Annotated in this window: 16 protein-coding genes and 1 pseudogene; 3 read left to right on the top strand and 14 right to left on the bottom strand. The window is 70.1% G+C overall.

What is annotated here, in order from left to right; genetic code table 11:
• From LK09_RS05100 to LK09_RS05145, 10 genes and pseudogenes are all read right to left on the bottom strand, one after another.
• Positions 1–954 carry an aspartate carbamoyltransferase catalytic subunit gene (locus tag LK09_RS05100; protein ID WP_039396803.1) on the bottom strand — a complete coding sequence of 318 codons (954 nt, stop codon included), beginning with the start codon at positions 952–954 and terminating at the stop codon, positions 1–3.
• Positions 951–1541, bottom strand: a pseudogene (gene pyrR, locus LK09_RS05105) (bifunctional pyr operon transcriptional regulator/uracil phosphoribosyltransferase PyrR); the annotation flags it as partial. The gene LK09_RS05100 and the pseudogene pyrR, both read right to left, overlap by 4 nt.
• A gap of 87 nt (positions 1542–1628) precedes the next feature.
• Positions 1629–2156, bottom strand: a complete 528-nt coding sequence (locus LK09_RS05110) for a DoxX family protein (RefSeq protein WP_039396808.1) — start codon at positions 2154–2156, stop codon at positions 1629–1631.
• A gap of 110 nt (positions 2157–2266) precedes the next feature.
• On the bottom strand, positions 2267–2989 hold the full coding sequence (locus tag LK09_RS05115; protein ID WP_039396811.1) for a DUF5995 family protein: 723 nt from the start codon (positions 2987–2989) through the stop codon (positions 2267–2269).
• A gap of 74 nt (positions 2990–3063) precedes the next feature.
• Positions 3064–4641, bottom strand: coding sequence for a Rieske 2Fe-2S domain-containing protein (locus LK09_RS05120; RefSeq protein WP_039396814.1), 1578 nt, complete (start codon positions 4639–4641; stop codon positions 3064–3066).
• A gap of 69 nt (positions 4642–4710) precedes the next feature.
• Positions 4711–8043, bottom strand: a complete 3333-nt coding sequence (locus LK09_RS05125) for a DEAD/DEAH box helicase (protein WP_039396816.1) — start codon at positions 8041–8043, stop codon at positions 4711–4713.
• A gap of 23 nt (positions 8044–8066) precedes the next feature.
• Positions 8067–8477: a transcription antitermination factor NusB gene (nusB, locus tag LK09_RS05130; RefSeq protein ID WP_039396819.1), complete on the bottom strand. Its 411-nt coding sequence runs from the start codon at positions 8475–8477 to the stop codon at positions 8067–8069.
• Positions 8478–8484: 7 nt separating this feature from the next.
• A complete protein-coding gene (gene efp / locus LK09_RS05135) occupies positions 8485–9045 on the bottom strand; it encodes an elongation factor P (protein WP_039396823.1) in 561 nt (186 codons plus the stop codon).
• Between the two features lie 122 nt (positions 9046–9167).
• A complete protein-coding gene (locus LK09_RS05140; protein WP_039398073.1) occupies positions 9168–9629 on the bottom strand; it encodes a type II 3-dehydroquinate dehydratase in 462 nt (153 codons plus the stop codon).
• 37 nt (positions 9630–9666) lie between these two features.
• A complete protein-coding gene (locus LK09_RS05145) occupies positions 9667–11505 on the bottom strand; it encodes a bifunctional sugar phosphate isomerase/epimerase/4-hydroxyphenylpyruvate dioxygenase family protein (RefSeq protein ID WP_039396826.1) in 1839 nt (612 codons plus the stop codon).
• A 70-nt stretch (positions 11506–11575) separates the two neighbouring features.
• On the opposite strand from LK09_RS05145, the gene LK09_RS05150 reads away from it, so the two are divergent.
• The 3 genes from LK09_RS05150 (at position 11576) to LK09_RS05160 (ending at position 14523) form a co-directional block, all read left to right on the top strand.
• Positions 11576–12202 (top strand): TetR/AcrR family transcriptional regulator, encoded by a 627-nt coding sequence (locus tag LK09_RS05150; RefSeq protein WP_039396828.1) that lies wholly within the window; start codon positions 11576–11578, stop codon positions 12200–12202.
• 104 nt (positions 12203–12306) lie between these two features.
• Positions 12307–13182, top strand: coding sequence for a shikimate dehydrogenase (locus LK09_RS05155; RefSeq protein WP_039396831.1), 876 nt, complete (start codon positions 12307–12309; stop codon positions 13180–13182).
• 12 nt (positions 13183–13194) lie between these two features.
• Positions 13195–14523: an MFS transporter gene (locus tag LK09_RS05160; RefSeq protein WP_052226432.1), complete on the top strand. Its 1329-nt coding sequence runs from the start codon at positions 13195–13197 to the stop codon at positions 14521–14523.
• Positions 14524–14593: 70 nt separating this feature from the next.
• Here LK09_RS05160 and LK09_RS05165 read toward each other — a convergent pair whose 3' ends face one another.
• Genes LK09_RS05165 through aroC form a run of 4 tightly spaced genes read right to left on the bottom strand, consistent with a single transcriptional unit; the run spans position 14594 to position 17976 of the window.
• On the bottom strand, positions 14594–15136 hold the full coding sequence (locus LK09_RS05165) for a GNAT family N-acetyltransferase (RefSeq protein ID WP_039396833.1): 543 nt from the start codon (positions 15134–15136) through the stop codon (positions 14594–14596).
• Complete coding sequence (gene aroB / locus LK09_RS05170) at positions 15133–16212, bottom strand: 3-dehydroquinate synthase (RefSeq protein ID WP_039396836.1); 1080 nt, start codon at positions 16210–16212, stop codon at positions 15133–15135. Before aroB ends, LK09_RS05165 begins: the two co-directional genes overlap by 4 nt.
• Complete coding sequence (locus LK09_RS05175) at positions 16209–16763, bottom strand: shikimate kinase (protein WP_052226433.1); 555 nt, start codon at positions 16761–16763, stop codon at positions 16209–16211. The genes aroB and LK09_RS05175 overlap by 4 nt, the downstream gene beginning before the upstream one ends.
• The gene (gene aroC / locus LK09_RS05180; RefSeq protein ID WP_039396837.1) at positions 16750–17976 is read right to left on the bottom strand and encodes a chorismate synthase; all 1227 of its coding nucleotides are present in this window, start codon (positions 17974–17976) and stop codon (positions 16750–16752) included. Before aroC ends, LK09_RS05175 begins: the two co-directional genes overlap by 14 nt.
• Between the last annotated feature and the right edge of the window lie 2 nt (positions 17977–17978).

A 17978-nucleotide genomic window follows, 5' to 3' on the forward strand; every position in this document is an offset into this window, starting at 1 on the left:
TCATTCCTCGTTCTCGTTCGACCCGGAAAGCAGCAGGTAGAGGACCGCCATGCGCACGGAGACGCCGTTGGTCACCTGTTCGAGGACCGTCGACCGCGGAGAGTCGGCGGCCTCGGACGAGATCTCCAGGCCGCGGTTCATCGGCCCGGGATGCATCACGATCGTGTCGTCGGGCAGTGCGGCGAGGCGGTCCGGCGTCAGGCCCCACGTGCGGGCATACTCCCGCTCGCTCGGGAAGAACGCCGCGTGCATGCGCTCGAGCTGGATGCGCAGCATCATGATCGCGTCCGGGCCCTCGGCGACCGCGGCATCCAGATCGAAACCGACCTGCACCGGCCAGTCGCTCACGTCCTGCGGCACGAGCGTCGGCGGCGCGACCAGCGTCACGTCCGCGCCGAGGGTCTGCAGCAGCCACACGTTGGAGCGCGCCACGCGCGAATGCAGGACGTCGCCCACGATCGTCACCCGGAAGCCCTGCAGGTCGCGGCCCCGGCTGTCGGCGCCGTAACGCCGCTTGCGCATCGTGTAGGCGTCCAGGAGCGCCTGGGTGGGATGGGCGTGGGTGCCGTCTCCGGCGTTCACGACGCCGGCGCTGATCCATCCGCTCGCCGCGAGCGTGCGCGGTGCGCCGGACGCGGCATGGCGGATGACGACCGCGTCGGCGGACATGGCCTGGAGCGTCTGCGCGGTGTCCTGCAGGGACTCCCCCTTGCTGACGCTGGAGCCCTTGGCGGAGAAGTTGATGACGTCGGCGGAGAGCCGCTTAGCGGCGGCCTCGAACGAGATGCGCGTGCGCGTGGAGTCCTCGAAGAAGAGGTTGACGACGGTCTTTCCGCGCAGCGCGGGAAGCTTCTTCACTTCGCGCTGCTGCGTGTCGGCCATGTCCTCCGCGACGTCCAGGATGCGGATCGCCTCGGCACGGGTGAGGTCCTTGGTGTCGAGCAGATGCCTCATGAGCCGATCGTCACCTCTTCGGAGCCGTCGATCTCGGCGAGGTGCACGTTGACGCGCTCCTCGCGAGAGCTCGGCAGATTCTTGCCGACGAAGTCGGGACGGATCGGCAGGTCGCGATGACCGCGGTCGACGAGGGTCGCCAGCCGCACGACGGAGGGGCGTCCGATGTCGCCGAGGGCGTCGAGCGCGGCGCGGATGCTGCGACCGGAGAAGAGCACGTCGTCGACGAGCACGACCGTCTTACCGTCGATCCCGCCGGCGGGGATCTCCGTGGGCTGAGGCGTGCGCGTGGGGTTGCGGTGCAGGTCGTCGCGGTACATCGTGACGTCGAGGCTGCCCACCGGCACGGGGGTTCCGCTGATCTCCGTCAGGAGTGCGGCGACGCGGCGCGCGAGGGTGACGCCGCGGGTCGGGATGCCGAGGATCACGAGTCCGTCCGGCCCCTTGTTGGACTCCAGGATCTCGTGCGAGATCCGAGTCAACGCTCGCTGGATGTCGGCAGCCTGCAGCACTGTTCGTGTGCTCATCCGACGCTCCCTTCTGCGCCTCTCGGACGCGGTTAAAGGTTGCTGGGTTGCCCGGTCAGTCTACCCGGCGCTGCGGACGGATTTCGGTATCCCAATTGCAGCGGCGGGCGGTGCGGACCGCGTCCGCACCGCCCGCCCTCCGCCGCGTCAGCGCTGCGCCGGTGCCGGTCGCAGGGCGCGGGAGGCGACGACCATCGCGGCGGCGATCAGCACGACGTCCTTGACGATGTACTGCGCGGTGAGGGTCGGTGCCGGCGTGAACAGCTCGCCCGTGAAGAAGACGAGCGGCGAGAGGATGCCCACGAACGTCACCGCGAGGACAGCGAGGGCGAATCGCTGGAACACTCCGACGATCAGCAGGAGGCCGACGAGCGACTCCATCGCCGCCGTCAGCGCCATCGCAGGGTAGCCGCTGACGATGCCGAAGGTCAGCGCATTCCAGGTGCGTCCCACGAGTACCTCGATCGGGCTCATGCCGGGAAAGAACTTCAGCACCCCGAAGGCGAGGAAGACGAAGCCGAGCGCCACGCGGAGCGTGGGGATCGACCAGCGCTCGAGCAGCACTTTCGTGCCTCCCTCGACCCGGCCTGTCGTCCGAGCGGCGACGGACCAGGCGGATTCGTGTGCCCGTGTCCGCGAGATCTGCGAACCGGGACGGACTGGAAGGGTGGTCATTGTAGGACTCCTCATCGATTGGACGTTCGCGTTGTGCGAACTGTTCAAGAAGAGCCCCACGGTCGTGGCTTGATACGTCGCGCCATCAGCGCACGGAATCCGGACCGCGCTCAGGGAAGCGGGACCAGCAGCGCTTTGCCGATGACGGTCGCGACACCGTCGATGCCATGCTCGAACCGATCTGTCAGCAACGGCACAGGCCGCAGACGCCAGGCGATCTCGGCGTTGTTCCAGGCGTTCTCGCGCGCGGCGCTCATGCTCCACCCCGCGATCGTGTCCTCCAGCACCGACAACTGCGGCACCTCGTCACCGAGGAGGCGCAGTTGCAGCTGCTTCTTGGCCGTCTCGATCAGGCCGTCGAGAGTGGCGTTCAGCGCGGTGAAGTCCGTGTACCGCCCGGAGTCGTGGTCGGGCGTTACGCCGGCCGCCGCGCTGGTGCTCACGATCGCGAGGGCGAGGTCGTGGTTGATGTGGGCGTTCATTCCAGCCAGCGCGCATTGGATGCGGGTGAGCCGCGTCTGGGCGCGCACCGCGAACAGCACCTGCCAGCATCCCGGGATCGGATGACCCGCCAGGAAGCCGCGCAGCGCGGAGAAGTACAGCCCCGCGAATTCGACATCCAGCGCGGCCATGAATCCGGGGTCCGCGAGTCCCGAGGTCGACACCTGGGCATGAACCGCCTCGGTCACCGTGAGGTATAGGCCGTTGAACCACTTGAGGCCGTCGCCGTCTGCGGTCAGGCCGTCTACCGTTCGCATGACCGACAGCACCTCGGGGATGGTGTCCGGCCGCTGCGCGACCGCGGCCGCGATCTGCGGGTCGTACGCGAACACACTCGCGAGTGTAGGCCCGCGGTCGGTCCGCTACCAGGCGTGCTGCGCCCCGGTGCCGGTCGCGCGCAGTCGCCTCAGGCGGCCGGGATCGTCGCTTCCCGCGTGATCGCGTCCCCCTCGGCGACGGATGCGCGGATCGGATGCCCCTGCGTACTGAGGCACTTGCCGGTGGCGAGATCCCACTTCCAGTCGTGCATGCTGCACGTGAGCACACCGTCTTCGATCCGGCCCGTCTTCGACAGGTCGGCGCGCAGGTGCGGGCAACGGCGCTGGACGACCCAGTCCTCGAGCTGGATGTCCTCGGTCTGGTCGGTCTGCTCGGAATACCAGTTCTCGACGTACTCGATGCGGTCGGTCGAGAGGCACTTCAGGAACGTGGTGAGGAACTCGTTGAACTTGCCGCTTCGACCCACCTGGAACTGCATCGACAGGAAGATCGAGTTGGACCAGTCGATCTCGTGGTCGCGGATGTTCGTCGAGACCAGGTCGGCGGGGATCGTGTACCAGTAGATGCACTCCTCGCCGGCGTACTCGCGGACCTTCGCCTTCGGGAAGTCCACGACGAGATCGAGCTCGCCGATGCGGAAGCGCACGTTGCCGCCGACGCCCAGACGGATCGTCCGGGACTTCTTCAGGAGCGGCTCCCACCACTCCTTGATCGCGGCCAGCATCTCGGCAGGCGGCAGCACCGCGGCGCGCGACGCCTCCTCTGCCTGCACCTCGGCCTGACGGCTGTCGCGCTGCTCGGCGAGGTAGTTCCACTTGTCGTCGAAGATGCGGTCGATCTCGGTCTGCGTGTACAGGGTCTGGGTGACCGTCACCTCGCCGCCGTCGATGTCGACCTGCGTGCCGGGCACGAACTCGTACCCCTTCTGCTGCGGGCGAAGCTCGGCCATGTGCGCGAGGAACTGCCGCTGGTCGGTGAAGATGGCGTCGTTGTCGAGCCCGTAGCCGTTGTAGCGGAACAGCTCTTCGCGCAGGAACATCGGCGGACCGGCCATCGGGAAGACGTGTTCGGCGTCGACCTTCTCGATGTAGTACATCGCCCGCTTGTTCTGCGCGTCGCGCTTGAGCTTGGCGAAGTTCTGCTTGGCGTCCTGCGGGAGGTCGTAGACCATCGGCCACCAGATGGCGCCCGACACCTGGGTGAAGTACGCGTCGGGCTTGGAGAACGAGAGCAGCTTCTCGAGATCGAGCGGGTGCGAGTCGTTCTGGTTGAGGATGCTGGCGGTGCCGTCGTCCACCGACAGCGACGAGTCGCCGATCGGGCCGTCGCTCGGCGCCCGCAGCGGCGTCACCATGATCTTCACGTCGCCGAACTGGAGCGGCACGCCCGCCTGCGTGTAGACGATGTTCTCGTAGCCGAGCCGGCGCAGGTCCTGCTCGAGGTCGTCGGTCGGATAGTCCGGCAGGAGCACCTTGATGTCCTTCGGAATGTACTTGTGCATCAGCGCGGGGTCGAAGTGGTCGCGGTGGCGGTGCGAGATGTACAGGAAGTCGGCCTTGCCGAATCGCTCCCAGTCGAGCGCGCGGTTGTCGGGGAACGGGAACCAGGAGCCGTAGAAGCTGGGGCCGATGACCGGGTCGCAGATGATGCTGCCGCCCTTGGTCTCGATGAACATGCCCGCATGTCCGAGGCCGGTGATTCGCATGAGGTTCCTCCCGTGTCTGGCGTTCCGAGTCTACCGGGAGGCATCCGGACGCCCCCGGGGCGCACGCCGTCAGGCGTCGAACAGCCCGCGGATGTCGTCGGCATCCAGCGCCTGCGCGAACAGGGCGTCGTCGTCCATCACGGACTGGAACAGCCGCGCCTTGCGCCGCTGGAGTTCGAGGACCTTCTCCTCGATCGTGCCGGCCGCGATGAGCCGGTAGACGAAGACGTGGCGCTGCTGGCCGATGCGGTGCGTGCGGTCGATCGCCTGTGCCTCGGCGGCCGGGTTCCACCACGGGTCCAGCAGGAAGACGTAGTCGGCTTCGGTGAGGGTGAGACCGAATCCGCCGGCTTTCAGGCTGATGAGGAAGACAGGGGCGTCGCCCTCCCGGAAGCCGTCCACGACCCCGCCGCGGTCCCGCGTGGAGCCGTCGAGACGGGTGAAGGGGATGCCGGCATCCCGCAGGCGGTCCTCGGCCAGATCGAGGAAGGAGGTGAACTGGCTGAACACGAGGGCACGATGGCCTTCCGCAGCCAGGTCCGGGAGCTGCTCGAGCAGGGCGTCGAGCTTCGCCGACGGCATCGCCGCGTGCGCCGGATCGATCAGGGCCGGCGAGAGGCTGAGCATGCGCAGGAGCGTCAGCGACCGGAACACGATGAACCGGTTGCGGTCGAGGTCGTCGAGAAGACCCAGCACCTTCTGGCGCTCCCGCTGCAGCGTCGCGTCGTAGAGCGCACGGTGCGCAGGACGAAGGTCGATCAGCAGCTCCTGCTCCTGCTTGGGAGGGAGGTCGGAGGCCACCAGCTCCTTCGTCCGGCGCAGCACCAGCGGGCGGATGCGCCGGCGGAGCCGGTTTAGGCGCGCTTCGCGGTAGGCCGCTCCCTCCTGGTTCTCCGGGACCTTCCCCTGCTCGATGGGTCCGACGTAGTCCTCGCGGAAGGCGCGCGCCGAGGCGAACAGGCCCGGCGCGGTGAGGGACAGCAGCGCCCAGAGCTCCGTGAGGCTGTTCTCCATCGGGGTTCCGGTGATCGCGAACACGGCGTCCGCCGAGAACGACTTCACCGCGCGGTGCAGCTTGGTGCGCGGGTTCTTGACGAACTGGGCCTCGTCGAGGACGAGCGCCGACCACTCGACCGCGGCGAACTCGTCCTCATCGAGGCGCGCCAGCGTGTAGGAGGTCACCACGAGGTCCGCCGCGGCTGCGGCATCCGCCACCGTGCGCCCGCGTTTCGCGCTGGTGGCGTCCAGCACCGCGACCTCCAGCTCGGGCACGAACCTCGCCGCCTCGCTGCGCCACGTGCTGAGCACCGAGGTGGGGGCGACGACGAGGAACGGGCGGGACTCCCCCGCCTCGCGGGCGTACTGGACCATGGCGAGCATCTGGAGGGTCTTCCCGAGGCCCATGTCGTCGGCGAGGATGCCGCCGAGCCGGTGCCGCCACAGGAAGGCGAGCCAGTCGAAGCCGGTCTGCTGGTACGGGCGCAGCCGCGCGTTCAGGCCGGCCGGCGCGTCGGTGTGCTCGATCGAGCCGACGCTGCGCAGCGCTTCGGCCGTGGCACGCCACGACACGGCGGCGGTGGATTCGTCGGCGAGGTCCTCGAACTCCTCCCAGAAGTCCACCTGGGCGCGGCTCACCCGGATGGTGTCGACATCCCACTCGACCACTTCCGCCGCCTCGTCGATGAGGTCGCGCAGCTGCTGCAGCGCCGGGTGCGCGAGCGAGAAGTAGCCGCCGTCGGCGAGCAGCATGTTCTTGCGGCGCAGCGACAGCGCCGTGAAGAGAGCCCCGAACGGGATACGGCGGCCGTCGATCGTGACGACGACGCCCAGGTCGAACCAGTCGCGATCCGTCGACTCCACCGTCGAGATCGCGATGTGCGGCGCGTCGGTGAGCTCGCGGTAGTCCGGGGCAGTCCCGGTCGAAAGGACGCTGACGCCGTCGATCGCCCGCAGCGCGGGCACGACGTGCACGGCGAATCGCGCAGCGTCCGTGTCGTGGAGCAGGCCGGATGCCGCGAACGGCAGGTCGGCGGCGTCGGCCCACGCCTCCTCGACCCGGAGGCGCAGGGCGGACTCCGCCTCGGGATCACGGAGATCGTCCGCGGGGTCCGGTTCGTAGGCGACCGATCGCGTGCCGTACCGCCACCGCAGCACGTGCTCGATCGTGTGTCCGGGCAGATGGGCCACCTCGAGCACCAGGCGGGGCGGCTCCGGTGTGGGGAGCTCGTAGCCCGCGCCGGCCACCACGCTTCCGGTTCGTCGCAGCCGGGGAAGAGCCGACCGGGCGAACTCGTCGACGTCCTCCGGCGGGACCACGACCGGCTCGGTGCGGCCGAGGAGGGCCGCCGTCGTCGCGCCCAGCGGGACGGCCGCCAGGGTCAGGGCGATGTGGGGCCGGTCCGGGGTGAACGCGTACACTCCGGTCCTTCCCACCGGACGCACGTGCGCCGGATCGTACAGCACGCCGTCGATCGTGATGCGCGGCGTGAGACGGAGCCCGCCGCCCGGCGCGCGCGAGATCTCGAGCGTGGCCGACCCCGGCTCGTCGGCGAGCACGACGCTGGCGTCCTTGCGGGTGCTGACGATCGGCAGACCGAGCTCGCGGGCGGCGGCCAGATGCGACCACAGCAGCCCGGATTCGGCGGTGTCGAGGGTCAGCCAGTCGGACACGTCGGTGAACACCGCGCCGGTGCGGACATCGCGGGCGATGCTGTAGAGCTCGGCCATCCATCGGGCGTGCGCGTCGTCGTACCCGCCGCCCGGCCGGCGCACGGCATCCCACGAGACCTGGCCCTGGATCCACCTGCCGGTGCTGGGGCTGCGCATCAGCGGCCGCATCCCGACCAGCAGGCCGGTCGGGGACGTGGCGAGCACCCGGGGCGTCACCGCCTCGACCGTGGGAGGGGCCCAACTGCGGGTCGAACGCTGCACCCGGTGCCGCAGTTCCACGCCGAGCGCGAGCGGATGTTTCGTCCCACCGGGCGAGGCGCTCGGCGTCGCCGGAATCAGATCACGCCAGGAGGTGCCCCGGGACGGTTCGGGCGCGACGGGCCGTGGGTATCCTCCGGGCGCGGCGCCCGGCAGATCCGCGGGCTGCGGCAGCCTGCTGCGCAGCCGACCTGCATTGGAGGCGAGCAGCGTCGCCACGACGTGCTTGCAGTCCGCCTCCATGGGGCACGAACAGCGGGTGGAATCGATGCCGTCGCTGTTCGCGAGCAAGCGGACGACGCAGCGGTAGCGCCGCGCGTTGCTGCCGGCGACATCCCCCGTGATCGTCCGTGCGTCCGCGTCCCATCGGACGTCGCGGACGGCTCCGTCGTGGAAGTACTGGGTCCCACGCGTGAACGCACCGCCCCAGGCCTGGCGCCGGATGGCGTCGGGCTCGACGAACGGTGCGTTCACTGCGAGGACGGGTGCTGCTCCCGTCAGTTCGACCGGGCGACCCGCGCGAGGACGCCGTGCACGAACGAGGCGGACTCGTCGGTGGAGAACTCCTTCGCCAGTTCCACGGCCTCGTCGATGGCGACGGCGGTGGGAACCTGGTCGTTGTAGAGGATCTCCCACACCCCGATGCGCAGCAGCGCCCGGTCGACGGTGGGCATCCGCGCCATCGACCAGTCCTTGGCCGCGGCGGTGATCTGCTCGTCGATGACGTCCGAGTTGTCGATGATGCCGTCGACGATGTCGCGCGCGTACAGCCAGGACGCCTCGCGTGCGGGCTCCGTCGCCGCGCGCTTGGCCTCCACGGCGAGCATCACCGGGATGTCCTCGCCGCGCACGTCGGCCTGGAACAGGATGTCGAGAGCGCGCTTGCGCGCCTTGGTCCGAGCGCTCACGCCCGGCTTACTTCTCGCGACCGAGGTAGTCGCCCGTGCGGGTGTCGACCTTGACGCGGGTGCCGGTCTCGAGGAACAGCGGGACCTGGATCTCGTAGCCCGTCTCGAGCGTCGCGGGCTTGGTGCCGGCGGAGGAGCGGTCGCCCTGCAGGCCCGGCTCGGTGTAGGTGATCTCGAGCACGACCGAGGCGGGGAGGTCGACGTAGAGCGCGTTGCCGTTGTTCAGCGCGATGGTGACCATCTGGTTCTCGAGCAGGAAGTGCGACGCGTCGCCCACGGTGGCGGCCGGCACGTTGATCTGGTCGTAGTCGCTCGTGTCCATGAACACGAAGCTGTCGCCGTCGTTGTACAGGTACTGGTAGTCGCGACGGTCAACGTTCTCGATCTCGATCTTCGCGCCGGCGTTGAACGTCTTGTCGACGACCTTGCCCGACAGGACGTTCTTCATCTTGGTACGGACGAACGCGCCGCCCTTGCCCGGCTTGACGTGCTGGAACTCCACGATGCTCCAGAGCTGACCGTCGATGTTGAGGACGACGCCGTTCTTGATGTCTGCGGTGGATGCCATGGGTCTACTGTTCCGTTTCGTGAAGTTCGCGGGCGAGAAGGCGCCCAACATCCCATTCTACGGGATGACCTGGCCGGGGCTGGAAAGGGGCTGGATGCGAACGTGCTGTCGCCGCGGCAGGATCAGCCGTCGGCCTGCCCCGTGACGACGTCGATGAGCCGCAGGACCGCGTGGGCGTACCCCGAGATGCCCTCCCCGATGACGTGCACCACCGCGACGTCGCGCACGTACGAGACCTGACGGAATCCCTCGCGCGAGGACAGATCGGAGATGTGCACCTCGGCGACGGGAAGCGCGACCGCCTTCAGCGCGTCGGCGAGCGACACCGACGTGTGGGTGAGGCCTGCGGGGTTGATCACGATGCCGGCGCAGTCCTCCCGGGCTGCGTGGATCGCGTCGATGAGGACGCCCTCGTGGTTGCTCTGCACGCTGCGCACGTCGAACCCGCGCGAGGCCGCGGTGCGCTCGACGAGCCCTTCGACGTCGGCGAGCGTCTCGGTCCCGTAGATGTCCGGCTCGCGGACGCCGAGCAGATTGAGGTTGGGGCCGTTGACGAGGAGGAGCCTGCGAGGAGTGGATGTCACGGGGGCACGATACCAGCGCACCCCCGTGACGCCGCCCTCAGGTGCGGTCACGTCCGGCGCCCTGCGCGGTCAGCCGCACCGGTGCGTTGCCGGCGCCGAAGCCGTCGTAGCCGCCCAGACGCTGGACGAACTCGAAGAACACGTCGCCGACGATCCGCGTGTAGAACTGCAGATACTCGCCGGCGTCGTCGCGGTCGTACACGATCCCTAGTGCGCGCAGTTCGGCGAGGTCGTCGTCGGCGAGATCGAACCTCGCCGCGAGATCCTCGTAGTAGTTGTCGGGGATCGGCAGGACCTGCAGACCCCGGGTGCGCGCGAACCGGGCGAGCGCCCGGGCGTCTCCGCATCGGAACGCGACGTGCTGCGGGAGGCCGCGGCGACCCTCGCCCGCGTGCGCGAGGCTCGTCGGGACGACGTTCAGCGCGATCCGCACATCGCCGTCGCGCGCGGTCATGACGCGGCTCTGCACGAGACCCTGCGGGCCCGCGACGTCGGTCGAGCTCGCGGGATCGAGGGAGAACACCGCACCGAGCAGCAGCACCGCCTCGTCGATCGACTCCCACGGCTGGGTCAGGCTGACGTGGTCGATGGCGTGCACGCCCGACGCGCCGGATTCGGCCGCGTCGGGCAGTCCGTGCTCGAACTCAGTGGTCCAGTCCGGCTCCCCTGCCGCGGCTCCCACCCAGTAGATCTCGGTGCCGTCCGGTGCTCGCACGGCGTCCAGCGCCTGTTCGGCGGCATACGTGCGCCGGAACGCGCTCGGCGTGCCCAGCTCCCGGGCGCGCGCAGCAAGACGATCGGGGTGCGGCACGGCCACTCCGAGGGCGGCCAGGTGAGGGGCCTGACCTGCGGCATGCTGCTCGTTGAGGACCACTCGAGCCCGCCCCGCGCTCCAGAGGGTCACCGGCTTCGTCCGGTGCCGCCCGCGGGCGGTGAAGCCGAGCTGTGCGAGCAGGACCTCGACGGCCGAGGTGTCCTCCGCCTTGATCTCGACGAAGTCGAAGCCGGTCGGCGGCTCCGGCTCCGGCAGGCGGGCGAGCCGCTCGTCGGCGTCCGCCCCGAGTCGCCGGGAGACCGCATCCTCGAGCCAGCGCAGCGAGCGGTGCGCGTGCACCGCGGTCTCGCGCACGTCGGTCTGCCGGAACGTGTCGTTGAACACCTCCAGCGACAGCGGGCCGGAGTACCCGGTGCGCACGATGTGCGCGACGAAGCCCGCGAGGTCGAAGCTGCCCTCGCCGGGAAAGAGCCGGTGGTGCCTGCTCCAGGAGAGCACGTCCATCGTCAGGGCGGGGGCGTCCGCGAGCTGGACGAAGAAGATGCGATCGCCCGGGATCGATTCGATCGCGGCCGGGTCGTGCCCCCGGGAGAGGATGTGGAAGGAATCGAGGCAGACCCCGACGGAGGGATGGTCCGCCAGTTCGACCACCCGCCACGCACGCCGGTAGTCGTCGATGAACCGGCCCCAGGCGAGTGCCTCGAACGCGATGCGGATGCCGTACTCGGCGGCGAGGTCGCCGAGCCGACGCAGCTGCGCGGCGCTCACGGCGTCGTCGTCGATCGTCGCGGTCGCGACATTGCTGCAGCACAGCACGAGGTCCATGCCCAGGCGCGCCATCAGCTCGAACTTGGCCCGGGCCCGGCGGAGAACCCGGGCGAACTCCGCCTCGTCGACCCCCTCGACGTCGCGCATCGGCTGGTAGAGGTCGAGCGACAGGTGCAGGCGGGATGCCAGCGCGCGGATCTCCTCGGGGCTCTCCGGCGCGGCGATGAGATCCGGCTCGAAGATCTCCACGCCGTCGAATCCCGCCGCCGCGCACGCGTGCAGCTTGTCGACGAGCGTGCCGCTGATGCACACGGTCGCGATCGAAGTCTTCATGGGCACCTAATGTACCAGGCAGTACATTAGGCGGGAAGGGCGGCCGGCGGCCATTCGATACGCTGACGAAATGGCACCAGCGCAACGCGACGCCGAACGCACCCGGGCAGAACTGCTCGCCGTGGCGACCGAGGTCTTCGCCGAATCCGGCTACTCCGGCGCGCGCGTGGACGAGATCGCCGAGCGCACCCGCACGACCAAGCGGATGATCTATTACTACTTCGGCGGCAAGGAGCAGCTGTACCTCGCCGTGCTCGAGCAGGCGTACCTCGGCATCCGCGAGGCCGAACGAGCCATCGACGTCGATCACACCGACCCCGTCGCCGCCCTGCGGCAGCTGGCCGAGCTGACCTTCGACCACCACGTCACGCACGACGCCTTCATCCGGCTGGTCGCGATCGAGAACATCCACCGCGGCGAGTTCATCCGGCGGCTCGACTCGCTGCGGACGGTCGCCCAGCCCGCGGTCACCCAACTCGACGGCATCCTCACCCGCGGCCGTGCCGCCGGGTCCTTCCGCAGCGACGTGGACGCCCTCGACGTCCATCTGCTCATCAGCTCGTACTGCGTCTTCCAGGTGGCGAACCGGTACACGTTCGGCTACCTCTTCGACGTCGACCTGGATTCCCCGGATCGACGCGCGCACCTGCGCGCCATGATCGGCGACGTGGTCGTCGCCTGGCTCACCGCGCGCTGACGCGCACTGCGCATTCTCCTCCCCCGGCCTTGACAGGCTCGGTTGCGCGTGATTCACTCCGTACGTACTGGTTAGTACATTAAGAGTGAACGAGGGAGTTCTTCGTGACGGAACCGCACCGGTATCTCGTGGGCCTCGTCGGCACCGGCGTGACCCCGTCGCTGACGCCGCCGATGCACATGGCCGAGGCCCGCGCCCTCGGGCTCGACTACCTCTACCGCCCGATCGACCTGTCGGTCCTCGGCCTCGTCCCCGACCAGCTGCCGGACATCCTCACGTGGGCTCGACGGCTCGGCTTCGACGCGCTCAACATCACGCATCCGTGCAAGCGACTCGTCATCGAGTATCTCGACCGCATCGATCCGGTGGCGGCGCAGCTGGGCGCGGTGAACACGGTGCTGTTCACCGATGACGGCCTCGTCGGTCACAACACCGACACGACGGGGTTCGAGACAGCGCTTCGCACCGGGCTTCCCGGGGCCGCGCTCGACGACGTCGTGCTGATCGGCGCGGGCGGAGCAGGATCCGCCGTCGCGGATGCGCTCCTGCGGGCCGGCGTCCGACACCTCACCGTGGTCGACGTCGACGTGCAGCGCGCCGCCGAGGCGGCCGCCGACCTGACCGCCCGCCACGGCGCCGACGTCTCCGCGTCCGATCCGGGGGCCCTCCCCGGCCTCCTCCCCCATGCAGACGGCGTCGTCCACTGCACCCCCACCGGGATGCACGACCACCCCGGAATCCCGTTCCCGCCGGCGCTGCTGCGCAGCGATCTCTGGGTCGCCGACATCGTGTACCGGCCTCTCGAGACCGCGCTGCTGAAGGCCGCGCGCGCAGCGGGATGCCGCACGCTCGACGGCGGCCGCATGGCCGTCTTCCAGGCCGCCGACGCGTTCGAGCTGATCACGGGCATCCGCCCTGACGCCGATCGCATGATCGGCCACTTCCACCGTCTCGTCGCCGCCGACGAGCTCGTCCGATAGGAGAATCTCCCCATGTCCACCACCGCAGCGCCGCGGAAGACGCCCGTCCGGGCGGCTGTCGCGAGCTTTCTCGGCAGCGCCGTCGAGTACTACGACTTCTTCCTCTTCGGGTCGGCGGCCGCCCTCATCTTCCCGAAGATCTTCTTCCCGTCCGACGACCAGGCCGCCCTGGTCATGTCGTTCGCGACCTTCGGGTTCGCCTACATCGCCCGTCCCGTCGGAGCCGTCTTCATCGGTCACTTCGGCGACCGCATCGGCCGCCGGCGGGTGCTGCTTTTCACCCTGCTGCTGATGGGTCTTTCCACGTTCGCGATCGGCTGCCTGCCGACCTTCGAGCAGATCGGCTGGGCGGCGCCTGCGCTCCTGGTGGTCTGCCGGCTGCTGCAGGGGCTCTCGGCGTCCGGCGAGCAGGCCGGGGCGTCCTCCCTCACGCTCGAGCACGCTCCGGATGACCGGCGGGCGTTCTTCACGTCGTGGACGCTGACCGGCACCCAGGGCGGGCAGATCCTCGCCGCCCTCATCCTCATCCCCATCGTCGCGATGCCCGACTCCATCAAGCTGACGTGGGGCTGGCGCATCCCGTTCTGGCTCAGCGCCGTCGTCGTCATCGTCGCGTACGTGATCCGGCGCGGGCTTCACGAGACGCCCGAGTTCGAAGAGACGAAGGCCGAGGGCCGGATCTCCCGGATCCCGCTCATCGCCCTGCTTCGCGACCACTGGCGCGACGTGCTGCGCGTCATCTGCTGTGCGTTCATCGCCGCCGTCTCCACGGTCTTCGGAAACCTCGCGATCGCCTACGGCGTCGAGGTCGGTCTCAACGCAGCGATCACGCTGTGGCTCGTGGTCGTCGCGAACCTGGTCGCCATCGCGACGCAGCCGCTGTTCGGCACCCTCGCAGACCGGATCGGCCGCAAGCCCGTCTTCATCTACGGCGCGCTCGCGTCGGCGGTGCTCATGCCGTTCTACATGCTCTCGATGGGCCCGGGCCGCGAGGTGCTCACGTTCGCCCTCGCCGTCCTGACGTTCTCGTGCGGGTATGCGGCCGCGAATGCGGTCTGGCCCTCGTTCTACGCCGAGATGTTCAGCACGCGGGTCCGCTTCTCCGGTGTGGCGATCGGCACCCAGCTGGGCTTCCTGATGGCCGGTTTCGCCCCGTCCATCGTGACGGCGCTCGGCGGCGTCCAGCAGGGCGGATGGGTCGTGATCAGCGTCTTCACGGCCGTGATCTGCGTGATCGCGACAGTCAGCGCGCTCACCGCGCGGGAGACGAAGGACATCCCGACCGCGCAGCTGGGCACCTTCGGCGAGAACGTCACTCGGGCCAATCCCGTCGCCGCCTGAGCGACACCGACCGCGGCCGCGTCCGACAGGGCGCGGCCGCGGTCGTTTCCGGCCACGTCGGCGCTCGTCGTCAGGAGACCGCGCGCGCCATCCGCAGTTCGTCGCCGATCGGACCGGCCGAGACCTCGCCCGTGGACCGGAATCCGACGCGACGGTAGGCACCCTGTGCTCGGAGGTTGTCGACGTGCACGTCCAGCGACAGCGTCGGGACGTGCGCGCCGCGCGCCCACTCCAGGACCGCGGCGAAGAGCCGGTCGATCGTGCCGTCGCCCCGGCTGTCGGGCCGGACGTAGACGCCGACGGCATCCGCCCGCCGCGCCTCGACCGGACGACCGAGATGGTCCGGGGCTCCCGCCGGGCGCACGATGACCGTCACGGAGCCGACCCACTCGCCGCCGCGCTCGGCGACGAACTGCGCGACCGTGCGCTCCGTCGCCGCCGCCGTGGTCCGGCCGATCCAGAACGACGCCGGCTGCACGGCCGCGTGCGCGGAGGTGTCCAGGAACGCGATCGGCGCCGCGGGATCGCGCAGCGCCTCCAGCCGGAGATCGCGAACCCGCTCCCACTCGTCGGCGCGCACGCGGCGCACCGTGGTCGGCTGGGGAGCGGTCACTCCCCCACTTCCTGGTAGGCGGCGAACAGCAGCGACTCGTCCGGCGCCTGCATGACGCTCGGGCGGGCGAGGTCGTCGAGCACGATGAAGCGCAGCATCCCGCCGCGGGCCTTCTTGTCGCGCTGCATCGTCGCGAGCAGGGTGGGCCAGGCGCCCGCGCGGTACGACGTCGGAAGACCCAGCGTCGTGAGGATCTCGCGATGGCGGGCGGCGACGGCGTCCGGCAGCCGGCCGGCCAGGCGCGACAGCTCGGCGGCGAAGACCATGCCCACCGAGACGGCTGCGCCGTGACGCCAGCGATAGCGCTCGGCGTGTTCGATCGCGTGGCCGAGGGTGTGCCCGTAGTTGAGGATCTCGCGCAGCCCGCCCTCGCGGAAGTCCTCGCCGACGACCTTCGCCTTCATGTCGACGGCCAGCTCGACGCAGCGCCGGAACGCGTCCGAGGCCGGGTCGACGACCGCTTCCGGGTCGGCTTCGATGAGGTCGAGGATCTCGGGGCTCCAGATGAAGCCGGCCTTGACGACCTCGGCGAAGCCGGCGGTGGCCTCGTTGTGCGACAGGGATTCGAGTTCGCGCAGGTCGCACACGACGTGCTGCGGTGCCCAGAAGGCGCCCACGAGGTTCTTGCCCTCGGCGGTGTTGACGCCGGTCTTCCCCCCGATCGCGGCGTCGACCATGCCCGCCACCGTCGTCGGCACCTGGACGACCGCGACGCCGCGCAGCCAGGTGGCGGCGACGAAACCGGCGAGGTCGGTCACCGCTCCCCCGCCGTAGCCGACGACGGCGTCCGTGCGGGTGAAGTCCGCCTGCCCCATCACCTGCCAGCAGAACGCGGCGACCTCGATCCGCTTGCCCTGCTCGGCGTCGGGGATCTCCGCCAGGAGCACCTGCCGCGAGCCGTCTGCGGCCAGGCGATCGCGCAGCTGCTCGGCGCGTGCCGCGAGGGTGGGCGGGTGGACGACGAGCACCTTGCGGGCCGCCGGCGGCAGTGCGGCGCCGACCCGGTCGAGGATGTCGCGTCCGATCGTGATGTCGTATCCGGGGGTCCCCGCCACGCTGATGGTCGTCTCGCTCATCCCTGCTCCTTCGCGATCTTGCCGCTGTTGCTGTTCTCGGATCGCCGCGCCCACGCGACGATCGCGGTCACCACGTCGGCGAGCGGTCCTGACGACGTGTCGAAGGTGACGTCGGCGACCTCCTCGTAGACCGCCTTTCGCTCGGCGAAGATGCGCTGCCAGCGCTCCACCGGGTCCTCGTCGCCGTTCAGGAGCGGCCGCTCGGCGCCGGCGATGCGGGATGCCACCACACGCGGCGACACGGTCAGGAGCACGACTCGATGATCGGCCAGAGCGGCGCGGGTGCCGGCATCCAGCACGGCTCCCCCGCCGAGGGCGACCACGCCGCCCCGCGCGAGGCTCTCCACGACGGCGGCGCGCTCGAGGGCGCGGAACCCGGGTTCGCCGAGGCGCGTGAACAGCTCCGGGATCGGTCCGTGATCGCGCACGACGACCTTGTCGGTGTCGGTGAACGTGAGCCCCATCGTGCGCGCCACGCGGCGGCCGATGCTGGTCTTGCCGGCGCCCATCGGGCCGACGAGCACCAGGGCGCGCGGGTCAGGCGTCGTCATGCTGCAGGAGGGCCGCATCCGAGGCGTCGGCCGTGCGCAGTCCCTCCGGAATCGCCTCCAGGTACGCCTGCAGGTTGCGCCGGGTCTCGCCCACGCTGTCGCCGCCGAACTTCTCCAGCACTGCCTCGGCCAGGATGATCGCGACCATCGCCTCGGCGACGACACCGGCGGCCGGGACGGCGCAGACGTCGGAGCGCTGATGGTGCGCGGATGCCGTCTCGCCGGTGGCGATGTCGACCGTGCGCAGCGCGTGCGGCACGGTGGCGATCGGCTTCATCGCGGCGCGCACCCGCAGCAGGGTGCCGGTGGACATGCCACCCTCGATCCCGCCCGCACGGTCGGACGACCGGGTGATGCCGTCGTCGGTGACGAAGAGCTCGTCGTGGGCGCGCGACCCGCGGCGACGCGCGGTCTCGAAGCCGTCGCCGATCTCGACGCCCTTGATCGCCTGGATGCTCATCAGCGCCTGCGCGATCCTGCCGTCGAGCTTGCGGTCCCACTGCACGTGCGATCCGAGCCCGGGCGGCAGGCCCCACGCCAGCACCTCGACGACGCCGCCGACGGTGTCGCCCTCCTTGCGGGTGTCGTCGATCTCGGCGACCATCAGGCCGCTGGTCGCCTTGTCGAAGCAGCGCACCGGGTCGGCATCCAGGGCGTCCACGTCGTCCGGCCCGGGGATCGCCGCGTCCGCCGGCACCGCGACCGGACCGATCGCGGTGGTGTGGCTGACGAGCCGGATGCCGAGTTCGCCGAGGAAGGACCGGGCGATCGCACCCAGCGCGACGCGCGCGGCGGTCTCGCGGGCGCTGGCCCGTTCGAGAATCGGGCGGGCCTCGTCGAAGTCGTACTTCTGCATGCCGACGAGGTCGGCGTGCCCGGGGCGGGGACGCGTCAGCGCCGCGCCGCGGCCGCGCGACCGCTCGGTGAGCTCGACCGGCTCGGGGCTCATCACCTCGACCCACTTGGGCCACTCGGTGTTGCCGATGCGCAGCGCGATGGGGCTGCCGAGGCTCAGGCCGTGGCGCACGCCCGTCGAGAGCGTCAGTTCGTCCTCTTCGAACTTCATGCGCGAGCCGCGCCCGTAACCGAGCTTGCGGCGAGCGAGATCGGCCTGGATCGCGGCGCGGGAGATGGGCACGCCGGCGGGCAGGCCTTCCATGACGGCGACGAGTTCGGGGCCGTGCGATTCGCCGGCCGTGAGCACGCGGAGCATTC

It is taken from the genome of Microbacterium mangrovi (genome assembly GCF_000802305.1).
In the GTDB taxonomy this organism is placed as follows: Bacteria; Actinomycetota; Actinomycetes; order Actinomycetales; family Microbacteriaceae; genus Microbacterium; species Microbacterium mangrovi.

What these genes read in the sequence shown, in the direction of transcription:
- LK09_RS05150 (WP_039396828.1), top strand. Translation starts at nt 11,576, where the DNA reads ATGGCACCAGCGCAACGCGACGCCGAACGCACCCGGGCAGAACTGCTC.
- aroB (WP_039396836.1), bottom strand. Translation starts at nt 16,212, where the DNA reads ATGAGCGAGACGACCATCAGCGTGGCGGGGACCCCCGGATACGACATC.
- LK09_RS05145 (WP_039396826.1), bottom strand. Translation starts at nt 11,505, where the DNA reads ATGAAGACTTCGATCGCGACCGTGTGCATCAGCGGCACGCTCGTCGAC.
- LK09_RS05110 (WP_039396808.1), bottom strand. Translation starts at nt 2,156, where the DNA reads ATGACCACCCTTCCAGTCCGTCCCGGTTCGCAGATCTCGCGGACACGG.
- efp (WP_039396823.1), bottom strand. Translation starts at nt 9,045, where the DNA reads ATGGCATCCACCGCAGACATCAAGAACGGCGTCGTCCTCAACATCGAC.
- aroC (WP_039396837.1), bottom strand. Translation starts at nt 17,976, where the DNA reads ATGCTCCGCGTGCTCACGGCCGGCGAATCGCACGGCCCCGAACTCGTC.
- LK09_RS05160 (WP_052226432.1), top strand. Translation starts at nt 13,195, where the DNA reads ATGTCCACCACCGCAGCGCCGCGGAAGACGCCCGTCCGGGCGGCTGTC.
- LK09_RS05100 (WP_039396803.1), bottom strand. Translation starts at nt 954, where the DNA reads ATGAGGCATCTGCTCGACACCAAGGACCTCACCCGTGCCGAGGCGATC.
- LK09_RS05175 (WP_052226433.1), bottom strand. Translation starts at nt 16,763, where the DNA reads ATGACGACGCCTGACCCGCGCGCCCTGGTGCTCGTCGGCCCGATGGGC.
- LK09_RS05120 (WP_039396814.1), bottom strand. Translation starts at nt 4,641, where the DNA reads ATGCGAATCACCGGCCTCGGACATGCGGGCATGTTCATCGAGACCAAG.